Annotated in this window: 21 protein-coding genes; 7 read left to right on the top strand and 14 right to left on the bottom strand. The window is 68.3% G+C overall.

Features of this window, described 5'->3' with window-relative positions:
• Nucleotides 1–72: 72 nt before the first annotated feature.
• Nucleotides 73–1,071 carry a 30S ribosomal protein S2 gene (gene rpsB / locus ABD210_RS02355; RefSeq protein ID WP_344108119.1) on the bottom strand — a complete coding sequence of 333 codons (999 nt, stop codon included), beginning with the start codon at nucleotides 1,069–1,071 and terminating at the stop codon, nucleotides 73–75.
• A gap of 331 nt (nucleotides 1,072–1,402) precedes the next feature.
• Between rpsB and ABD210_RS02360 the strand changes: the two genes are divergently transcribed.
• Nucleotides 1,403–2,245 (top strand): peptidoglycan DD-metalloendopeptidase family protein, encoded by an 843-nt coding sequence (locus tag ABD210_RS02360; RefSeq protein WP_344108121.1) that lies wholly within the window; start codon nucleotides 1,403–1,405, stop codon nucleotides 2,243–2,245.
• A gap of 250 nt (nucleotides 2,246–2,495) precedes the next feature.
• Here ABD210_RS02360 and ABD210_RS02365 read toward each other — a convergent pair whose 3' ends face one another.
• Both ABD210_RS02365 and ABD210_RS02370 read right to left on the bottom strand, forming a co-directional pair.
• A complete protein-coding gene (locus ABD210_RS02365) occupies nucleotides 2,496–2,975 on the bottom strand; it encodes an RrF2 family transcriptional regulator (protein ID WP_344108123.1) in 480 nt (159 codons plus the stop codon).
• 31 nt (nucleotides 2,976–3,006) lie between these two features.
• Nucleotides 3,007–3,948: a tyrosine recombinase XerC gene (locus ABD210_RS02370; RefSeq protein ID WP_344108125.1), complete on the bottom strand. Its 942-nt coding sequence runs from the start codon at nucleotides 3,946–3,948 to the stop codon at nucleotides 3,007–3,009.
• Nucleotides 3,949–4,085: 137 nt separating this feature from the next.
• On the opposite strand from ABD210_RS02370, the gene ABD210_RS02375 reads away from it, so the two are divergent.
• The 5 genes from ABD210_RS02375 to ABD210_RS02395 all read left to right on the top strand — a co-directional run bounded on the left by ABD210_RS02375 (nucleotide 4,086) and on the right by ABD210_RS02395 (nucleotide 10,307).
• Nucleotides 4,086–5,714 (top strand): APC family permease, encoded by a 1,629-nt coding sequence (locus ABD210_RS02375; protein WP_344108127.1) that lies wholly within the window; start codon nucleotides 4,086–4,088, stop codon nucleotides 5,712–5,714.
• 124 nt (nucleotides 5,715–5,838) lie between these two features.
• Nucleotides 5,839–6,195: a YraN family protein gene (locus ABD210_RS02380; protein ID WP_344108129.1), complete on the top strand. Its 357-nt coding sequence runs from the start codon at nucleotides 5,839–5,841 to the stop codon at nucleotides 6,193–6,195.
• On the top strand, nucleotides 6,195–7,826 hold the full coding sequence (locus ABD210_RS02385) for a YifB family Mg chelatase-like AAA ATPase (protein WP_344108131.1): 1,632 nt from the start codon (nucleotides 6,195–6,197) through the stop codon (nucleotides 7,824–7,826). The genes ABD210_RS02380 and ABD210_RS02385 overlap by 1 nt, the downstream gene beginning before the upstream one ends.
• Nucleotides 7,820–9,130, top strand: coding sequence for a DNA-processing protein DprA (gene dprA, locus ABD210_RS02390; protein ID WP_344108133.1), 1,311 nt, complete (start codon nucleotides 7,820–7,822; stop codon nucleotides 9,128–9,130). The genes ABD210_RS02385 and dprA overlap by 7 nt, the downstream gene beginning before the upstream one ends.
• A gap of 220 nt (nucleotides 9,131–9,350) precedes the next feature.
• On the top strand, nucleotides 9,351–10,307 hold the full coding sequence (locus ABD210_RS02395; protein ID WP_344108135.1) for a helix-turn-helix transcriptional regulator: 957 nt from the start codon (nucleotides 9,351–9,353) through the stop codon (nucleotides 10,305–10,307).
• Nucleotides 10,308–10,347: 40 nt separating this feature from the next.
• Here ABD210_RS02395 and ABD210_RS02400 read toward each other — a convergent pair whose 3' ends face one another.
• From ABD210_RS02400 to ABD210_RS02450, 11 genes are all read right to left on the bottom strand, one after another.
• The gene (locus tag ABD210_RS02400) at nucleotides 10,348–10,671 is read right to left on the bottom strand and encodes a DUF2469 domain-containing protein (RefSeq protein ID WP_012922325.1); all 324 of its coding nucleotides are present in this window, start codon (nucleotides 10,669–10,671) and stop codon (nucleotides 10,348–10,350) included.
• Complete coding sequence (locus ABD210_RS02405; protein ID WP_344108137.1) at nucleotides 10,668–11,366, bottom strand: ribonuclease HII; 699 nt, start codon at nucleotides 11,364–11,366, stop codon at nucleotides 10,668–10,670. The genes ABD210_RS02400 and ABD210_RS02405 overlap by 4 nt, the downstream gene beginning before the upstream one ends.
• Before the next feature lie 40 nt (nucleotides 11,367–11,406).
• Entirely contained in the window at nucleotides 11,407–12,171 is a 765-nt protein-coding gene (lepB, locus tag ABD210_RS02410) for a signal peptidase I (RefSeq protein WP_344108139.1), read from the bottom strand.
• The gene (gene lepB, locus ABD210_RS02415; protein WP_344108141.1) at nucleotides 12,168–12,797 is read right to left on the bottom strand and encodes a signal peptidase I; all 630 of its coding nucleotides are present in this window, start codon (nucleotides 12,795–12,797) and stop codon (nucleotides 12,168–12,170) included. Before lepB (ABD210_RS02415) ends, lepB (ABD210_RS02410) begins: the two co-directional genes overlap by 4 nt.
• Before the next feature lie 137 nt (nucleotides 12,798–12,934).
• A complete protein-coding gene (gene rplS, locus ABD210_RS02420) occupies nucleotides 12,935–13,294 on the bottom strand; it encodes a 50S ribosomal protein L19 (protein ID WP_344108143.1) in 360 nt (119 codons plus the stop codon).
• Between the two features lie 173 nt (nucleotides 13,295–13,467).
• Nucleotides 13,468–14,688: a tRNA (guanosine(37)-N1)-methyltransferase TrmD gene (trmD, locus tag ABD210_RS02425; RefSeq protein WP_344108145.1), complete on the bottom strand. Its 1,221-nt coding sequence runs from the start codon at nucleotides 14,686–14,688 to the stop codon at nucleotides 13,468–13,470.
• A complete protein-coding gene (gene rimM / locus ABD210_RS02430) occupies nucleotides 14,685–15,443 on the bottom strand; it encodes a ribosome maturation factor RimM (RefSeq protein WP_344108147.1) in 759 nt (252 codons plus the stop codon). Before rimM ends, trmD begins: the two co-directional genes overlap by 4 nt.
• A gap of 194 nt (nucleotides 15,444–15,637) precedes the next feature.
• Nucleotides 15,638–15,889 carry an RNA-binding protein gene (locus ABD210_RS02435; protein ID WP_344108951.1) on the bottom strand — a complete coding sequence of 84 codons (252 nt, stop codon included), beginning with the start codon at nucleotides 15,887–15,889 and terminating at the stop codon, nucleotides 15,638–15,640.
• 5 nt (nucleotides 15,890–15,894) lie between these two features.
• Entirely contained in the window at nucleotides 15,895–16,458 is a 564-nt protein-coding gene (gene rpsP / locus ABD210_RS02440; protein ID WP_344108149.1) for a 30S ribosomal protein S16, read from the bottom strand.
• 233 nt (nucleotides 16,459–16,691) lie between these two features.
• Nucleotides 16,692–18,080 (bottom strand): 6-phospho-beta-glucosidase, encoded by a 1,389-nt coding sequence (locus ABD210_RS02445; protein WP_344108152.1) that lies wholly within the window; start codon nucleotides 18,078–18,080, stop codon nucleotides 16,692–16,694.
• The gene (locus ABD210_RS02450; protein WP_344108154.1) at nucleotides 18,077–18,829 is read right to left on the bottom strand and encodes a DeoR/GlpR family DNA-binding transcription regulator; all 753 of its coding nucleotides are present in this window, start codon (nucleotides 18,827–18,829) and stop codon (nucleotides 18,077–18,079) included. The genes ABD210_RS02445 and ABD210_RS02450 overlap by 4 nt, the downstream gene beginning before the upstream one ends.
• A 125-nt stretch (nucleotides 18,830–18,954) precedes the next feature.
• Between ABD210_RS02450 and ABD210_RS02455 the strand changes: the two genes are divergently transcribed.
• A complete protein-coding gene (locus ABD210_RS02455; protein ID WP_344108157.1) occupies nucleotides 18,955–19,908 on the top strand; it encodes a carbohydrate kinase family protein in 954 nt (317 codons plus the stop codon).
• Nucleotides 19,909–19,910 lie beyond the last annotated feature (2 nt).

Consider the following 19,910-nt stretch of genomic DNA (forward strand, 5'->3'; position numbering starts at 1 on the left):
TTCTCTCGTCTTGTCGGTGCGTCAGCTGGATGATGCGGTCGCCCGGCAGCACGCCGGGCGACCAGGGGCCGATCAGGCCTCTTCGGGCTCCGGGGCCTTGGTGCCCTCGACCGGGGTGTCGTCGGCCTCGGCGATCGTCTGGGCCACCGCGGCGGTCTCGGCGACCGGCGGGTTCTCGACGATCTCCTCGACCGGGTCGGCCGCGGCCTCTTCGGTCGTGGCGGCCGGGGCCTCTTCAGTCTTGGCCTCGGTCGCGGCGGCCGGGGCCTCTTCGGACTTGGCCTCGGTGGTGCCGTTCTGGCTCTCCAGCAGCTCACGCTCCCAGGCCGCCAGCGGCTCCTCGGCACCCAGCTCCTCGCCGGCCGCGGCAGCGCCCTGGCCGCCACGCGACATCAGGCCGTCGGCGACGGCGTCGGCGACCACACGGGTCAGCAGGCCGACCGAGCGGATCGCGTCGTCGTTGCCCGGGATCGGGAAGTCGACCTCGTCCGGGTCGCAGTTGGTGTCCAGGATGCCGATGATCGGCAGCTTCAGCTTGCGCGCCTCGTCGACGGCGAGGTGCTCCTTCTTGGTGTCGACGATCCACACGGCGGCCGGGACCCGGGCCATGTCACGGATGCCGCCGAGGGTCCTGAGCAGCTTGTCGTGCTCGCGACGCTTCTGCAGCAGCTCCTTCTTCGTCACACCGGAGGCGGCGACGTCGTCGAAGTCCAGCAGCTCGAGCTCCTTGAGGCGCTGGAGCCGCTTGTTGACGGTCTGGAAGTTGGTGAGCATGCCGCCCAGCCAGCGCTGGTTCACGTAGGGCATGCCGACCCGGGTCGCCTGCTCGGCGATCGCTTCCTGGGCCTGCTTCTTGGTGCCGACGAACAGGATCGCGCCGCCGGAGGCGACGGTGCTCCGGACGAACTCGTAGGCGCGGTCGATGTACGACAGCGACTGCTGCAGGTCGATGATGTAGATGCCGTTGCGCTCGGTGAAGATGAATCGCTTCATCTTCGGGTTCCAACGACGGGTCTGGTGCCCGAAGTGGACGCCGCTCTCGAGCAGCTGCTTCATGGTCACGACGGCCATGAGGTGTTCCTCCTGTCGTGCCGGCCCGGTTGTTCGTCCGGACGGCACAGTCTCGGTTGTCCCGCAACGGACCGGTTGGTCCGCCGCGCCTGACGCCCGCGCGCACCAATCCCGGAGAACCGGGACCGAGTGGTGCGCCCGTCGGCCGCCATCAGGGTGTTCGCCTGGAGTCGGCTGTTCGGTATGCGGGCGTGCGAAGTCGTCCCACTCGCATGGGACGCCACCCAAAGTCTACGGGAGAGCCCCCGTCGGGGTCGAACCGGGGCACAGGTTGTCCACAGCCTCCGAATTCACCACCGTCTCAAGCACCCGTCGACGGCACATTCAAGGTATGAACCCCTCATTCGGCCGCCTCCCCGGAGTCCTGCTCGTCCCCGCACTGCTCTGCCTTCCTCCCCCACCAACCGTCGCAGCCGCTGCCGCTGCCACTGCCGCGCCCGGGCCGCCTGCCGTCTGGCCTTTGAGCCCTCGACCCGAGGTGGTCCGTGGCTTCGAGCAGCCCGCGAAACCCTGGCTATCCGGCCACCGTGGCGTCGACCTGGCCGGAAAGCCCGGCCAACCCGTCCTCTCAGCCACGGCCGGCAAGATCACGTATGCCGGACAGTTGGCCGGCCGCGGCGTAGTCGTCGTCTCCAACGGCCCTACCCGCACCACCTACGAGCCCGTGGTCCCAGCCATCCAGCTAGGCGCAACCGTCAGCCCGGGGACCCAGCTCGGCCGCCTGTCCGCTGCCGCCAGCCACTGCGCTCCAGCAGCCTGCCTCCACTGGGGCCTCCGCCAATCCACCCTCTACCTGAACCCGCTCTCCCTACTCCGCAGCCGAACCGTCCGCCTGCTCCCCACCGCCGACCTACCTACAACGCCGCTTAGCCACCCCGACACCGCAGCCGGAACCTCGGACACAGGCTTCAGCGCCACAAGCCCGTCCGCCGCCGAGCGAGCGCTGCTCGCGCCGAGTTCTGGCCTGCCAAGTCCTGCTCTGCCGAGGCCAGGCCCACGTGCCCAAGTTGCCCCTGAACCAGCGCCTGAACCGGGCAGCGAAGGTCAAATCTCAGCCGGAGACAACGCGATTCAGCTCGCCGATCGCCAATCCGGCAGCCCGGCGGCACCCATCGTGGTCGGTCTCGCCGCCCTCATCACCATCGGCAGCACCCTGCTGATCAGGCGCCACTGATGGACCCCTCACCCACCACCGCACAACGCCGGTCCGCCGCTGACCGCCCGGCCAGACCCGAGGACAGCTCCGCGAAGGTATCGAGGCGCGCGATCCCGGCGAACGGCTTGAATGGGATCCGGCGCAAATGACGACCAGCTGTGGCTCCGGCGGATTCGGCGACCTCGTGAGCCGCGGGTCAGTTGCCGAGGGCCCGGACTCCTCGAGCCGCAGGTCGACTACCGGGAACCCGGACTCCTCGAGCCGCGGCTCAGCTGCCGGGGACTCGGGCTTGCCAGGCGTCTTCGTCTCGGGAGCGGCGCTCGACGCCGGCCGGGAGTTTGCCCTTGGCGAGGTCGATCAGCGTGGTGTGCTCCAGCACGTCCCGCAGACTCGCGCGGGCCGCGATCCAGACGCGCTGGAGGACCACGGCGCGCTCGTTGTACGCGACGCTCTCGGGCCGGACCCCGGAGATACTCACGATCGGCCCGTCGACGGCCCGCATCACATCGGCGACGGAGACCTCGTTCGGGTCGACGGCGAGCTTCCACCCGCCGGACTGCCCCCGCTGGCTCGACAACACACCGGCCCGGCGCAGGTCGGCGAGGATCCCCTGCAGGAAGCCGTGCGGAATGCCCTGAGCGCGACTCAACTCCTCGGCCGACACCACCGAGGGGTCGTTCGCCATCCAGTGCTGGGTGATCTCGATCAGCGCTCGCAGCGCATAGTCAGACTTCGCCGAAACCCGCATGCTCCGCAGTCTGCCTTATCCGGGCCCGAGGTCAGGCCCGTGGATGGGCTTGTTCGTAGGCGCGTCGCAGTCGTTCGCCCGAGACATGCGTGTAGATCTGCGTGGTGGCCAGCGAGGCATGACCGAGAAGTTCCTGCACGCTGCGAAGATCCGCACCACCTTCGAGCAGGTGGGTCGCGGCAGTATGGCGCAGCCCGTGCGGCGACAGGTCGGGGGCGTCCACCGCGTCGATCCGCGCGTGGACGAGCCGCCGCACCGTTCGCTGGTCGATCCGCCCGCCGCGCGCGCCGAGGAACAACGCCGGCCCGCTCCCCGGCTGGACGAGCTCCGGTCGCGCCACCTGCAACCACGTGTCCAGCGCAGCGGCTGCCGGTACGCCGTACGGGACCGATCGTTCCTTGCGGCCCTTGCCGAAGACGCGGACCACCCGGCGGGACGGGTCGACCTCGTCGATGTCGAGCGCGCAGAGTTCGCCGACCCGGATACCCGTTGCATAGAGCAACTCCATGATGGCGAGATCACGCAGGCCGACCGGGCTGCCGTCGTCGGCCCCCACGGCTGCGGCTTCCAGGACTGCTCGCGTGTCCGCCTGCCCGAGGACGCCCGGCAGGGTCTTGTGCGGCTTGGGGCTGGCAAGCAGCGCACCCGGGTCGGTCGCGATCCGTCCGGTCCGCTGCGCCCAGGCGGTGAAGACTCGCGCGGCGGTCGCCCGGCGCGACATCGTGCTGCGCGCCTTGCCGAGGCTCTGCTGCTTGGCCAGCCACGACCGAAGTGCGCGGATGTCGAGGCCGTTCAGATCATCGTGACCAAGCCGAGTCAAATGTTCGATTAAATCTGCCACATCACCGAGGTACGCTCGCACCGAGTGTTTGCTGAGGTCTCTCTCCGCCGTCAGATGCCTTTCGTAGTCAGCCAGTAACACAGTGAAACCTTCTGACAGAGAAGGGTTTCCGCTGACATCGTCCGGCGCCATGTCTTGACCATGCGGGAGTCTCCCCGGCAGAGCAAGCCACCGCGCGGAGGTCGAGACAAAGGAGGTCTGGCCCGTAGACCAGTGGTCGACTACTGTTCGGCCCGATTGCCCTAGTAGCAACGGAGGCACCCCTGACCATGGCCCCCTCAGCGAACGGACAGACCGTAGGCCGGCGCCTGCCGGTCGAGTCGGCGTTCACTCGAGTCGAGGACGCGCGGCACCGTCTGCCACGCCTGTTCGGCCGGCGCGATCTTGTCGTGCTCGGCCTCGGCGTCATGATCGGGTCCGGCATCTTCAGCCTCAGCGGCAAGCAGGCGGCCAATGTCGCCGGGCCGGCCGTGATCGTGTCGTTCCTGGTCGCGGCGGTTGTCTGCGTGCTCGCGGCCGCTTGCTACGCGGAACTGTCGTCCACCATTCCCGTTTCGGGCAGTGCGTACACGTTCAGCTACGTGACGTTCGGCGAGATGTGGGCGTGGCTGGTCGGCTGGGCCCTGGTGCTCGAACTCGTCACGGCTGCCGCGATCGTCGCCAGAGTCTGCTCCGCCTACTTCCTCGCGACACTCGACGGGTTCGGTGTCAGCCTGCCCGCCGGGGCGGCGCAGTTCTTCGGCCCTGACGCCAAGGTCAACCTGGTCGCGCCGGTGCTGCTGCTGATCATGACCGCACTGATCGTCACCGGCACGAAGCTGTCGACCCGTGTCCTGACGGTCGTCGTGCTCGCCAAGGTCGCCGTCATCCTGCTGGTCGTGATCGTCGGCGCCACCCACATCAACTGGGCCAACTACCACCCGTTCGTGCCGATGTCGCGAGCCGCACCGGCAGCCGCCAGCCCGACTGTCCTCGGCTGGATCCTCGACTCGTCGTTCGGCTCCTTCGGCATGATGGGGATCTTCACCGCGGCCAGTTCGATCGTGTTCGCCTTCATCGGCTTCGACCTGATCGCGACCGCCTCCGAGGACGCCCGCAACCCGCGGAAGACAGTCCCGCAGGGCATGCTGCTCGGCGTCGGCGCCGTCACGATCCTGTACGTCGCCATGGCCGTCGTGCTGGTCGGGATGCGCCCGTACGGGCAACTGGGTGGCGCGGCGCCGGTGTCCGAGGCGATGAATGCGGTCGGAGCCGGCTGGGCGGCCAAGGTGGTCAACCTGGGTGCTCTCCTGGCGATGACGACGGTGATCATGGTGGTCCTGATCGCACAGAGCCGCGTGTTGTTCAACATGGGCCGTGATGGTCTGCTGCCGAAGAGTCTCGGCCGGGTCAGCCGGGTCTACTCCTCCCCCGCCCGCGCGGCCACCACGGCCGGCCTGGCAGCCGTCGTGCTGACGCTGTACCCGAAGGTGCTGGAGCTGGAGGAACTGCTCGTCATCGGCGCGTTGTTCTGTTTCGCCTTCTGTGCGGTCGGTGTGCTGACACTCAGGCGTACGGAGCCGAACCTCGAGCGCGGTTTCCGCGTCCCGATGGTGCCGCTGATCCCACTGCTGTCGCTCGGCGCGACCTTGTGGCTGATGCTCAACCTGAAGACGAGCACCTGGACCAAGTTCGGCGTCTGGATGCTGCTCGGCGCGGCGATCTACGGTCTCTACGGCCGCTGGCACAGCCGGCTGGCCAACGAGGAGAGCTGGGACTTCGAGATCGGCGACACAGACCCCGGCACCGGCGGCCTGCAGGCGATCCGGTCGTCATCCTCGCCGGGGTCCGACACCGGTGAGCTCCGGGCGGTCCGGACGCCGCCGAAGTCGACCCGCGGTAAACACATGCGCTCCTGAACCCCTGATGTCCCGTCAGCGGCGATGCTCCAACGCCGCCGGGACATCAGTTCTCCACAGGTTCGAAAGTCGGTCCTGAGATCGGTGGCAATCCCGGCATGTTCTTAGCCGGAGGTGGTCATCGATGCGCACCAAGGACGCAGTCGGGCAGTACGGCGAGGATCTCGCCGCGAGGTACCTCGCGGAAGCCGGTTTCGCGATTCTGGAGCGGAACTGGCGGTGCGAGCTGGGCGAGATCGACATCGTCGCCCGCGACGGAAACGCGCTGGTCGTCTGCGAGGTCAAGACGCGGCGCGGGCTGAACTACGGCAGCCCGCTCGAGTCCATCACCTACCGCAAACTCGCCACCCTCCGCCAACTGCTCGGCCGCTGGCTGCGCGAGCACGACCTCCGTCCGCCAGAGGTCCGCATCGACATCATCGCCGTCCTCTGCCCCCGCGGCGTCCAACCCACTGTCGACCACGTCAAGGGCGTGGCGTGATGGCCCTGGCCCATGCCTGGTCCGTGGCGCTGGTCGGCCTGGAAGGGCACCTGGTCGAGGTCGAGGCGGATATCGCCCAGGGCCTGCCGAAGACGACCCTCATCGGCCTCCCGGACGCCTCGCTGAACGAGGCACGAGATCGGGTCCGCGCAGCAGTCGCGAACAGCCAGGAGAAGTTCCCGGACCGCAAGGTGACGATCGGTTTGTCGCCCGCGACCCTGCCCAAGACCGGGTCGCACTACGACGTGGCGATTGCTTGCGCGCTTCTGGCCGCGGGCGGCGTCGTCGACGGACGGCACCTGCGCGAGGTGGTGGTGATCGGCGAGCTCGGTCTGGACGGCCGGATCCGTGAGGTCCGTGGCGCGCTCGCCATGACGCTGGCCGCTTCTCGTTCCGGCTTCGAACGAATCATCGTGCCGGAGATGAACGCGGGCGAAGCACGGCTGGTGCCGGGCATCGAGGTCTACGGCATGCGGTCGTTGCGCCAGGTCCTCGCGTTGCTCCGAGGCGACGAGATCCCCGACGAGACCCCACCACGTGCTGAACCGCGGCTGGTCTCCGAGTCACTCACGCGCCTGCCGGAGGTGGATCTCGACGACGTCCTCGGGCAGCACGAAGGTCGCCGCGCCATCGAGGCAGCCGCCGCAGGCGGACATCATCTCTATCTGCACGGACCGCCGGGCTCTGGCAAGACGATGCTCGCCGAGAGGTTGGCCGGGTTGATGCCGGACCTGAGCACCGACGACTCGCTCGAGGTGTCAGCCGTGCATTCGCTGGCCGGGTTGCTCACCAGCGACGCGGAACTCGTGGTGCGTCCGCCCTTCATCGCGCCCCATCACACGGCGTCCCTGCCGAGCCTGATCGGTGGAGGCTCGGGAATGCCTCGCCCTGGAGCGATCAGCTGTGCCCACCGCGGGATCCTGTTCATCGACGAGGCACCCGAGATGCACCCGCTGACGCTCGACACCTTGCGGCAACCCCTCGAGTCCGGCTTCATCGAGGTGCACCGCGCGGCGGCGGTAGCCAAGTTCCCAGCCAGGTTCCTGTTGGTGCTGGCCGCCAATCCGTGCCCTTGTGGCCAGGCCGGCACGCCTTACGGGATCTGCACCTGCACACCCCAGATCCTCAATCGCTACCAGCAACGGATCAGCGGGCCGATCAAGGATCGAATCGACATCCAGCGTCAGATCCTCCCGGCAAGCCGCGGCCTGACAGACGACGAGAAGCCGGAGTCCACAGCTGAGGTTGCAGCGAGGGTTTCGGCGGCCCGGGACCGGCAGGCGTTCCGCTATCGAGACACGCCTTGGGTCCTCAACAGTGAAGTTCCCGGACCGGTCCTGCGCCGTGAGTATCCGCTGGATGACCTCAGTCAGAAGACGTTGGAATCGCACTACGCCGACGGCGTGCTCACCGCACGCGGCTTCGATCGCGTGGCCAGGCTTGCTTGGACTTTGGCCGATCTCGAGGGCCTCGCCGGCCCGACCCGGGAGCTGACACATCAGGCCTTTCAGCTCCGCAGCGGAGCAGCGCTGACGCCGCTCGACGACACCCGCCCGATCCGAGATCGCGAGCTGCGGCTGAGCACCACCAACGATGCCCAAACCTCCAAAGAAAGCGACCGGCCATGGTAGCCACCGAGTTCCTCGATCAGACCGAGCGTCAGAAGATTGCCGACGGCATCGATCTCTCGTCCACCCCCGCAGCCGTGGATGCCGGGCCCTCGCCCGCGGTCGGGTCCGCGGACGGTGGCGGACGCATCGGTTCGGCCAGAGGTTCGTCGAACGGGACCGGCGACGATGCCGAGAGGATCGCCCGCGCGGGGTTGTCGCGAGTGATCGAGCCCGGCGATGACGCGGCGCTCGAAAAGTTCGGGATGCTGCCCGCAGCGGAAGCCTGGCAGTGGTTGCGAAGCGGGCGACCCGGCCTGGAGCGATGGTCGACCAGACTGGCCGGCGTCGACCCGGAAGCAGATCTTGAGCGAGCCCGATCAGCCGGTGCGCGGTTCGTGATCCCCGGCGACGACGAGTGGCCGGAGCAGATCGAGGTACTGGCCGAAGCCGGTCGACTCAGTCGTCGAGGCGGTGTGCCGTTCGGTCTCTGGGTCCGTGGCAAGGCTGATCTCCGCCAAGCCGTCGAGCGATCGGTTGCGGTCGTCGGTTCTCGCGCTTGTTCGTCGTACGGCGAACACGTGGCGTCGGAGCTGTCGGGCGGGCTCGGTGACAGCGGAGTCACCGTGGTGTCGGGCGGGGCGTACGGGATCGACGCGGCGGCCCATCGTGGGGCGCTGGCAGGGGCCGGCATCACCATCGCGGTGCTTGCCTGTGGCGTCGACGTGAGCTATCCGAAGACCAACACCGCACTGTTCGACCGGATAGCTGAGGAAGGGCTGATCGTCAGCGAGTTGCCTCCTGGGTGTTCGCCGACAAAGTTGCGCTTCCTCGCTCGGAACAGACTGATCGCAGCCATCACGCTCGGCACCATCGTCGTCGAGGCAGCTGTGCGCAGCGGCGCGCTGAACACGGCCGGCTGGGCCGAGCAGTGCGGTCGCGAAGTTCTCGCCGTGCCCGGGCCTATCACCTCGCGGATGTCCGCCGGTGCTCACCTGCTGGTCCGCGAGCGCAATGCCATCCTCGCTACCTGCGTCGCAGACGTCGTCGAAGCGATCTCGCCTCTCGGTGACCGCCTCACGACCTACCCACACGCCCCAGCAGAACCAACCGACCACTTCGACCCGGATGTCCGCCGGACCCTCGACGCCGTGCCCGTCATCAGACCTGCTCCGGCCTCAAGAATCGCCGCCACCGCCGGCCTCGACACCGAAACCGTCCAGGAATGCCTGGAAACCCTGGCCGAAGCCGACCTGGTCGAGTACGTCGCCCCAGGTTGGCGCCTCTCCGAGAACCACCGCCACTCCCTCGGCCACCACGCCACCTAACCGAGCAAACCTGGTTCGGTGCCCACGGCAGCGCGGCCGACCGCTAGACCCACTACCGGGTTCTTCGACCGATAGCGGCTTCATTTGGCGCCAGTCGACGAAAGTCCCGGCAGCCGACCGCGACCGGCCGGTGGTGGTGGTGCCAGAGAGTGCTTGAGGCTGGGTAGTTCACGCTAGTGTCGTTCCCGGACGGGATGCGTCCGGGAAAGAGGTTCGGGTGATGGAGGCATTGAGTCCGACCGCGCGGGCGCTCCTGGCGCTGGAAGTGCTCCAGGACAATCCCGGCGTCTCGGCCGAGCGGCTGGCCCGCAGGCTCGGCGTCACTGACCGGGCCGTCCGACGGTATGTCGGGTTGCTGCGTGAGGCCGGCATCCCCATCGAGTCCACGACGGGACGGTACGGCGGCTATCGGCTCGGCCGCGGGACCCGGCTTCCGCCGGTGATGTTGTCGGCGGACGAGGCGCTCGGTCTCGTGATGGCGGCGCTGGAGGGACGGCGGGGCGCCGCTGATACAGCCGATCCGGTGGGCAGCGCGATCGGCAAGATCACGCGCTTGCTGCCGAGCTCGATCGCGGACTCGGTCGCGGCGATCCGCCAGGTGATCACGGCCCAGACCGGTTTGGTGTCCGCGGCACCCGATCCGGAGACCACCGCCACTCTGGTACGGGCGTGCGAGGCGGGGCGCCGGGTGCGCATCACCTATCGGCTGCGGGAGGAGCGCGTGATGGAGGTCGACCCGTGGGCCGTGGCGGTATGGCGCGGCCGGTGGTACTTGCTGGCGTGGTCCCACACCAGCGACGCCAGGCGGGTGTTCCGCGTCGACCGGGTCAGCACGGCCGTCCTACTCGACGAGAAGTTCGACCGGCCCGAGGACCTCGATCCGATCGCGGCGATCGAGGAGCAGATGAGCACCGGTTGGCGGTACCACGTGGAGGTAGTCGTCGACGCCCCGCTCGATGCCGTCGGGCAATGGCTGCCGCGGAGCCTCGGCAGGCTCGAGCCGATTGACAATGGCCGCACGCGGCTGGTCGGAAGCACTGACGAGCCATTCTGGTACGCGCGGCACCTCACCGCGCTCGAGGCGCCGTACCGCATCATCTCCCCGCCCGAGCTCCGCGCCGCCGCCCACGACCTGGCCCAGCGCCTAATACAAGCCGCTTCTGACGCCCACAGCTAGAAGCCCCAGCTCGCGGCTGGGGCTTCGGGCGGTGGCGCGGTCAGCGGCCGAAGTCGGAGTCTTTGGGGACTTCCAGGTCGGATTTGGCCAGTTCCTCGATGTTGACGTCGCGGAACGTCACCACCTTGGCGTTCTTCACGAAGCGGGCGGAGCGGTAGACGTCCCAGACCCAGGCGTCGGCCATGGTCACCTCGAAGTACACGTCACCGCCCTCGGTGCGGACCTTCAGGTCGACCGCATTGCACAGGTAGAAGCGCCGTTCGGTCTCCACGACGTACTTGAAGATCCCGACGACGTCCTTGTACTCCCGATAGAGCTGTAGCTCCATATCGGTCTCGTACTTCTCAAGGTCGTCAGCGCTCATCGGCTCTCCACTCCGGTGGGACTGGTCACAGTCTGTCCCATATCGGGCCGCAGACTGCGGCGGACATTCTCGAACCGCCGTCGATGTTGTGGACACGGGCCGTATTCGTCCAGGGCGGCCTGGTGTTCGGGGGTGCAGTAGCCCTTGTGAACCGCGAAGTCGTACTGCGGATACACCTCGTGCCAGTGCTGCATGATCCGGTCCCGGGTGACCTTGGCGATCACCGAGGCCGCGGCGATACACGCTGCCACCCGGTCTCCCTTCCAGATCGCGAGGCCCGGTACGCCGAGCCCGTCGACGCCGAAACCGTCGGTCAGCACGTACTGCGGGCGCAGGTCGAGCCGGAAGAGCGCCCGGCGGAGCGCCTCGACGTTGGCGACGTGCATGCCGAGCCGGTCGCACTCGGCCGCCTCGATCGACACTACGGACCAGGCCAGCGCGCGGTTGCGGATCTCGTCATAGCAGCGGTCCCGCGCCTTCGCGGTCAGCAGCTTCGAGTCCGCCAGCTCGGGGACCTGGCCGCGCTTGCCGTCCGGCAGGATCACCGCGGCGGCGACCAACGGACCCGCGCAGGGGCCGCGACCCGCCTCGTCGACGCCTGCGATCGGATCCAGCCCGACCCGACGCAGGGCCCGCTCGTAGCCGTACAGTCCGGCATCCCGCCGGATGGTGCTGCCCCGTGGCAGGGCGCTCATCCGCGACTCCGTTGCGCCTCGTTCCGCACCGGTACCTCGCTCACTTCGGTGGTGGTGTCAGTGAGATCGAGGGTTTGTCCGGGGCAGGTCCCGGTGCGGGCACCGATTTGAAGGTGTCCGGTACACCGAGATTGGCGAATCTGTTGGCCGGCCACACCACCAGGATCGCGCGTCCGGTGACCTTGTCCAGGGGCACGAAGGCGGCGTCGCCGGGACTGCCGCCAGCCGGGCCGGTGTCGCTCAGGTGGACGCGGGAGTCGCCCGACTCCGACCGGTGGTCCCCCATCACGAAGATCTTCCCGGCCGGCACGGTGACCTGGAACTCCATCGCCGACGGCGCGTCCCCGGGGTACAGGTAGCTCGTCTCGTCCAGCGGCTGACCGTTCACCGTCAGCCGGCCCTTGGCGTCGCAGCAGGCGACCTTGTCGCCCGGCATACCGATCAGGCGCTTGATCAGGTGTCCGTGGCTGGAGTCCGGCAGCAGGCCGACGACCTCGAAGAAGCGGCCGATCGAGCCGCGCTTCTGGCCGCTCTCCTCCGCGCCCAGCCAGCCGCCCGGATCCTCGAAGACGACGACGTCACCGCGCTGCACGTCGGTGAGCTTCTCGACCACCACGCGGTCGCCGACCAGCAGGGTGTTCTGCATCGACTCGCTCGGGATGATGAACATCTGGCCGACGAAGGCCCGCAGGATCGACGAGACGATGAGAGCACCGACCACGATCAGCACGAACTCGCGAGCGGCGGCTGCGAGGCCCGAGCGGTGGGCGGGTTTTTGCTTCGTCGCTGTCGGTGTCTCAGTCACTTCTTCAGCCCCGGCTTCTTGAAAGTTTCCGGAGGACGCAGCATCGTCATCCGGTCAGACGGCCAGATTACGCAACAGGCACGGCCAACCACGTTGTCGACGGGCACGAACCCTCCACCGGGGCCTCCCATGTGTGCACGGGAGTCGGCGGATTCGGCCCTGTTGTCACCCATCACCCACAGCGAACGGGGCGGAACGACCACGTCGAAGGGCTGCAGGGACGGCTTCGCGTCCTTGAGCAGATACTCCTGCTCGTCCAGCGGGATCTTGTTCACCATGATCCGGCCGGACCGGTCGCAGCAGATCACCCGGTCGCCGGCGATGCCGATCACCCGCTTGACCAGGTGACCCTCCCCGCTGCGCGGCAGGATACCGACGAACTCACCGATCTGGCGCAGCGTGCCAGGCTGCTTCTGCTCCTCGTTCAGCCAGTTGCCGGGGTCCTTGAAGACGATGATGTCGCCGCGCTGGACGTCACGGTGCAGATAACTGACCTTCTCGGCCAGGATCCGGTCGTTCGTCGTGAGCGTGTCGTACATCGACTCCGAGGGCACGTAGAACGCCTCGGCCACGAAGAGCCGCAAGACGACCGTGATGACCAACGCGAGCACCGTCACGGTGGTCATCTCCACGAGCAGGCTCAGCAGCGGATTCCGCTGCTTGAGCCTACGGTGACGTCCTTTGCTGCGACGTGCCCTCCTGGCTACCGGGCGAGCGCGAGTCGCAGTGCTCGGCGCCATACTTGACCGTCGTCGCTAGACGATCAGGAGGCCGGGATGTCCCGCTTCTCCTTGATCTTGGCTGCCTTGCCGCGCAGCTCGCGCAGGTAGTACAGCTTGGCGCGGCGCACGTCGCCGCGGGTGACGATCTCGACCTTGTCGACGATCGGGGTGTGCAGCGGGAAGGTCCGCTCGACACCGACACCGAAGCTGACCTTGCGGACCGTGAAGGTCTCCTGCAGGCCACCACCCTGGCGCCGGATCACGACACCCTGGAACACCTGGACGCGGGACCGGTTGCCCTCGACGACCTTGACGTGCACCTTCACGGTGTCACCGGGCCGGAAGGCGGGGATGTCGTCGCGCTTGCTCGCGTTGTCGAGCTCGTTCAGGATGTTGCTCATCAGGTGTCTCTTCCTCGCGCGTGCCACAGGTCACCCACGAATGGTCGGTGGTGAGAGTCGAAAGATGCTGTCATGCGGTGGTCACCCCCTGTGGCAGGAGCACCGAACGGCAACAGCGACCAAGTTTGCCATATGCGCGAGTAGCAACGAAATCAGCCACCTGCGCGCAAGATTCAGCGTCGCCGGCGCCGCTTGGCCAGCAGGACCAGCTCGACCTTCGCCGTCTGTGGTTCCCGCCTGATCTCACGGTAACCGGCGTTGCGGTAGAGCTGGAGGTTGCGCTCACTCTCCGCACCCGTGAACAACTCGTACGACGTGACCTCGGCGGGCGCGGTCTGTTCGGCGACCCGCAGCAGCTTCGACCCGACACCGCGGGCCTGCCAGTCCGGCGCCACCATCAGGCGGTTGATCCGGCCCAGCGAACCTTCCACGGCGAGGTGGACCGACCCGACGATCCTGGTACCGGCCACGGCCTTCCAGACGACTCCCTGCGCGATCCGCTCGACAACACCCTCCAGCGGCTCCTGCAGTGGCGGGATGCTGAAGTCGTCGTAGGCCTGGGCCTCCGAGAGGTATGCCGCACGCTGGAGAGTGAGCAGTTCCCCCGCATCAGCCTCGGTGGTCGGCAGCACCTTCACCAGCAAGGCAGCATCCTCCTTGGGTTCCACCTCATCAGCCTTGTGGCCCACGGCAGCCCCCCAGGCAGCCAGGAGATCCGGCCGACGCTCGGCAGTACGGCGTACGGACTCGTCGTGTCGCCACTCGGCCACCAGCTTGTGGTTGCCTGACAACAGGACGTCCGGTACGTCGTGTCCGCGCCAGGACGGGGGTTTCGTGTACACCGGGTACTCCAGCAGACCGTCGCCCGAGTGGGACTCCTCGGCCAGGGATGCCGGGTTGCCGATCACCCCGGGCAACAGTCGGGCCACGGCCTCCACGATCACCAGCACGGCGACCTCGCCACCGTTGAGCACGTAGTCCCCGACGGAGATCTCATCCACCCGCATCCGCTCAGCAGCATGGGCAGCGACCCGCGCGTCGATCCCCTCATACCGACCGCAGGCGAAGGCCAGCCAAGGCTCGTCAGCAAGCTCGTAAGCCAACTCCTGCGTGAACGGCCGGCCTGCAGGCGTCGGCACGATCAGCCGAGGCTGCGACGGCCCGGCCGCGGGAGCCACCGCATCAAGGGCCTCACCCCACGGGTCGGGCTTCATCACCATCCCCGCACCACCGCCATAAGGGGTGTCGTCCACGGTCCGGTGCCGGTCGTATGTCCACTCGCGCAGGTCGTGCAGATGCACATCCAGCAGGCCGCTCTTGGCCGCCTTGCCGACCAGGCTCAGGTCCAGCGCGGCCAGGTATTCCGGAAAGATCGAGACGACATCGAGCCTCATCGCCCGACATCCCCCTGAGCCGGTTCGGCCTGCCGGTTCTCCTCGGTCCCCGCGTCTCCCTCGGCTCCGACGTTCCCCTCGGCTCCGACGTTACCCTCGGCCGGCGCGCCTCCCTCGGCCACCGCGCCTCCCTCGGCCACCGCGTCCTCCTCGGCCCCCGGGGTTCGCTCGGCCGGCACGTCCGCCTCGCCTGCGGGGTCGGTCGGGACCACCTCGGCGCCTTCTGGGTCAAGCAGACCGGGGCGATCGGCGACCACGACGTATCCGCCGCCCAGGTCGATCTCCGGAACCAGCTCCTCGACGAGCGGCACCAGTACCGCGTTTCCGGCCGGGCGGCGGATCTCCAGCAGGTCCTGCGAAGGCAGGTGCACCACGTCGATCACCTCGCCGGCCTCGACCCCGTGGGTCGTCCGCACGGAGAGCCCGATCAGTTCGCGGTCGTAGAACTCCTCCGGGTCCTCCGGGCGCTCGTCCTCGCCGATCTCGGCCTGCAGCTCGAGGTTGCGCAACAGTTCCGCGGTGGTCCGGTCCGGCGATTCGGCGAACTTCACCAGCAACCGCCCGCTGTGCCAACGGCTGGCCGCGATCGTGAGGGTCCTCGGCGATTTCTCGGTGGTGACGAGCTTCGCACCGTCGGCGAACCGGCGATCCGGCTCGTCCGTACGGACCACCAGGCCGACCTCGCCCTTGATCCCATGGGCCCGACCGATCCGGCCGACGATCACCAGCACCGCAGTTCCTCCTGCTCGTTCCATTGCCTGCTCACCTTGCCGACACGCCGGCAAGGTGTCCACCTTGTCAGCGCATTCCGTCCAGTCTCACTGGACGCTCCGGCCAGTCTCGACCGGCCCACGGCTCCGCTCGGCGCCGGGTCTTGCTCAGTCTGATCCAAGACAGCCGAAGGGCCGCACCCGGTGTGGGTGCGGCCCTCCAGGGAGTTGCTGCGAGGTCAGCGGCGCGGGCGCCGGTTGAGCTCGTCGACGAAGTCGATCCGGACCGACGGCTCGGAGCTGAGCGCCCCGACCACCGTGCGGATCGCGGTCGCCGTCCGGCCGTTGCGGCCGATCACCTTGCCGATGTCGTCGGGGTGCACATGCACCTCGAGGGTGCGCCCGCGCCGCAGGTTGCGGGACCGGACGCTGACGTCGTCAGGGTTGTCCACGATGCCTCGGACCAGGTGCTCGAGCGCCTCGGTCTCCATCATGGTCAGGCCTTGGCGTCGTCGGCGGCCGGGGCCTCAGCGGCGTCCGCGGCCGGCGCCTCGGCAGCAGCCTCAGCAGCCGGAGCCTCGACAGCTGCAGGCTCGACAGCTGCAGGCTCGGCAGCCGGGGCCTCAGCAGCCGGAGCGGCCTCGGCCTTCTTCTCGGCCTTCGGCTCAGCCTTCTTGGCCGTGGTCTTCTTGGTGGTGACCGCGTCGGTCTTCACGGTGCCGTGCGCCTCGGCGAGGGCCTCGTTGAAGATCTCCTGCTTGTCGCGCTTCGGCTCCTTGACCCGCAGCGGCGCCGGGGCCTCCAGGCCCTTGAACTTCTGCCAGTCACCGCTGGCCTTGAAGATCGCCTCGACGGCCTCGGTCGGCTGCGCGCCGACGCCCAGCCAGTACTGCGCCCGCTCCGACTCGACGTGGATGAACGACGGCTCGGTCTTCGGGTTGTACTTGCCGATCTCCTCGATGGCGCGGCCGTCACGCTTGGTGCGGGCGTCCATCACGACGATGCGGTAGTGCGGCGCACGCTTCTTGCCGATGCGCTTCAAACGGATCTTGACTGCCACGTTTGTGGGGTCTCCCTCGGGATTTCATGTCTGGTTGAGCAGCGCACCGGCGTCGTGGGGACAACGAGTGACCACTCGGATGGGCCGAAAGGGACGTGGAGTTAGAGGGCTGCACGCGATCCAGACGGACTCAGCCCGCTATTCTGCCAGATCCACCCAGCCTGAACCAATCCTGCCCTCGCGACCGCGGCGGGCCCGACCCGGAGCACCGGAGGGCCGCGGGTCGGGACGATCTAGGAGCGGAACGCCGCCAGCTCGGGCAGTTGGTCGACGTAGCTGTCCAGGAGTTGGTGCGCCGCGGTGACCGAGTCCACCAGTGGATGCCAGGCAAACGCCCGGATCGCGGCGGAGCGGGACCCGGTGGCGGCCGCCTCGATGGTCGACCGCTCGACGGCCTTCACCGAGCACACCAACCCTGCCTGGTGGTCGGTGAACTGCGACACCGTCACCGGGCGAGCACCGTTGGCGTCGACCGTGCACGGAATCTCGACCACCGCGTCGTCATCCAGGTGTCGCAGGGTGCCTCGGTTGCGGACGTTCAGGATCAGCGACGCCCGCTCGTTGTGCGCGATCGCCCGCATCAGCGACAGCGCGACCTGCTCATACCCGCCGGCCGACATGTCCCGCTCGTCCCGCTCCCCCGCGTCGGCGACGGCTCGGCTCTCGACCATGTACGTCGATTCGCGCTCGGCCCGGGTCTTCTGCCACAGCTCCAGCGCGTTCGACGGCTGGCGGGCGGTGTCCGCATAGAACGCGGACTGCTGCTCCAACAAGAAGGTCCCGCGGGTCTGCTCCACCGACTGAACCGCCGCCAGCGTCTCCCGCGCGAAGTAGTAGTAGTGCAGGTACTCGTTGGGAATGGACCCCAGCGATCGCAACCACTCGACCCCGAACAGGCGGCCTTCCTCGAAGTCGCCCAGCGCCGCGGGGTCCGCCAGCAACGCCGGCAGGTGGTCGACACCACCCGACTCCAGCCGCCGCAACCAACCGAGGTGGTTCAGTCCGGCATAGTCGTAGACCACCTGCGAGGGATCCAGCCCAAGAGCCAACGCCGCCCGGCGGCCGAGCCCGGAAGGCGAGTCGCAGATCCCGATCACCCGGTCACCCAGATACGGGATCATCGCCTCCGTCACCATCCCGGCGGGATTCGTGAAGTTGATGACCCACGCCTCCGGAGCCAGCTCGGCCACTCGCTGCGCGATCCCGACAGCCACGGGCAACGTCCGCAACCCATAGGCGATGCCGCCCGCACCGACCGTCTCCTGCCCCAGTACGCCGAGGTCGAGCGCGACGCGTTCGTCGATCGTGCGCCCCTGGAGTCCGCCGACCCGGATCGCGGAGAAGACGAAATCCGCGCCCCGCAACGCCTCGTCGAGATCCGTCGTCTCGGTCACGACCGGAGCAGCACCCGAGCCCGAGCCCGCCGCCGAGGCCGAGGCCGCCGCCGAGGCCGACGCCGCCGCGGCTTGCTGCCGTAGTACGGAGCCGATGGACGCCAGCCGGGAGCGGTCGGTGTCGTAGAGCACGACCGAGGTGATCCGGCCTTCGCCGCGATCGGACAGCAAGGCCTGATAGACGAGCGGCACGCGGAACCCACCGCCGCCGAGGATGGCCAGTCTCACGCGAGCACCACCTGCACCCCTGCCTCCACCAGTTGGGCCCGGGTCGCCTCGTCGGCGCCGGGCTCGGTCACCACCATCGAGAGCTCGGACGGCTCGCACACCTTGGCCACGCCGTGGCCCGGGAACTTCGTCGCGTCGGCCAGCAACACCACCCGGTCGGCGGCCTTGATCATCGCCCGCTTCACCGGTACTTCGATCATCGTGCTGTCCATCACCCGGCCGTCCGGGCGCACTCCGCTGGTCCCGAGGAACAGCCAGTCGACGTGGATCTGGCGCAGGCTCTCCTCGGTCAGGTACCCGACCAGCGAGCGATAACTACGCCGGACGAAGCCGCCCAGGATGATCAGCTCGATCTGCTCGTCGTTCTGCAACTCCTCGAGGACCGCGAGGTTGCTCGTCACCACCGTCAGCGACCGGCCGTGCAGGTGGTAGGCCAACCGCAGTGCGGTCGTCCCGATGTCGAGGAGTACCGACTGCCCGTCGCTGACCAGGGAGGCCGCATGCCGAGCGATCTTGTCCTTCTCATCGGCCCGTACTGCGCTCACCTCGCTGAAAGGTTCATCCCCACCGTCGACCGCGAGCGCGCCGCCGTAGACCCGGGTCAACCGGCCCTGCTCGTGCAACTGCTCGAGGTCGCGCCGGATCGTCGCCTCGCTGACCCCCAGTTGGGCGGCCAGCACCTTCACACCCCCGGCCCCGTCGGCCCGGAGCGCGCGCACGATCTGATCCTGCCGTTGCTTTGGCAACACGGACAGACCGTACCATGCAAACTCCGTCAGACTCGCGCAAGATTTTGCAGAGGTATTGCGTAGTTTGCTCGAACGATCCACACTGACTGCACGAATTTGATCGACCCTGCAGGAGTGTGCTGACGATGAGCGAGCAGCTGGACGTGGTTGTGTCCGGCCTGGTGTTTCACGACCTCGTCCTCGGCCTGCCCACTCCGCCCCGACCCGGGACGGAGGTCTGGGCCGACGACTCGGCCGAAAGTCCGGGCGGCATCGCGAACTTCGCCGTCGCGCTCGCCCGGCTCGGCCTGCGGACCGGCCTGGTGGCGACCTTCGGTGACGACGACCTCGGCAACCGGAGTTGGCAGCAGCTCGAGACCGTCGAGGGCATCGACCTGACCCACTCCCGCAAGGTCGCGGGCTGGCCGACCCCGGTCACGGTGGCCCTTGCCTATGACAACGACCGTGCTCTGGTGACCCGGGGCACCACTCCCCCGCTCAGCGCGGACGAACTGTTGACCACCCCGCCGATAGCGAAGGCCGTTGCCGCGCACATCGGTCCCTGGCCGAACGACTGGCTGGCCAAGGCGAAAGCCGCGGGAAGTCTCGTCTTCGCTGACGTGGGCTGGGACCCCTCGGAGCAGTGGGACCCCGGAGTTCTCGACCAACTCGAGCACTGTGACGTCTTCCTGCCGAACGCCGGCGAGGCGATGGCCTACACCAGGACGACGACACCGGCCGAGGCGCTGCACCGCCTCGCCGAGAGAGTCCCGGTGGTTGTCGTGTCGGACGGCTCGAACGGCGCACTGGCGATCGACGCGCGCTCCGGCGAACAGCTCGCAGTACCGGCCTTCCCAGTCAAAGCCGTGGACACCACCGGCGCAGGCGACGTCTTCGCCGCCGGGTTCATCGCCGCCACCTTGTGGGAGCTGTCGCTGACTGAGCGGGTGCGGTTCGCCTCGCTGGTCGCGGCCCTCTCAGTGACCCGCCTGGGCGGTGCCGACGCGGCGCCGACCTGGGCAGAGATCGCAGCGTGGCACCACCGCAATTCGTCAGACGGGGCAATCGGCGCGCTGGTGCGCGCGAACCTAGGAAGGTAGAC

Source organism: Kribbella alba, assembly GCF_039529635.1.
Lineage (GTDB): Bacteria > Actinomycetota > Actinomycetes > Propionibacteriales > Kribbellaceae > Kribbella > Kribbella alba.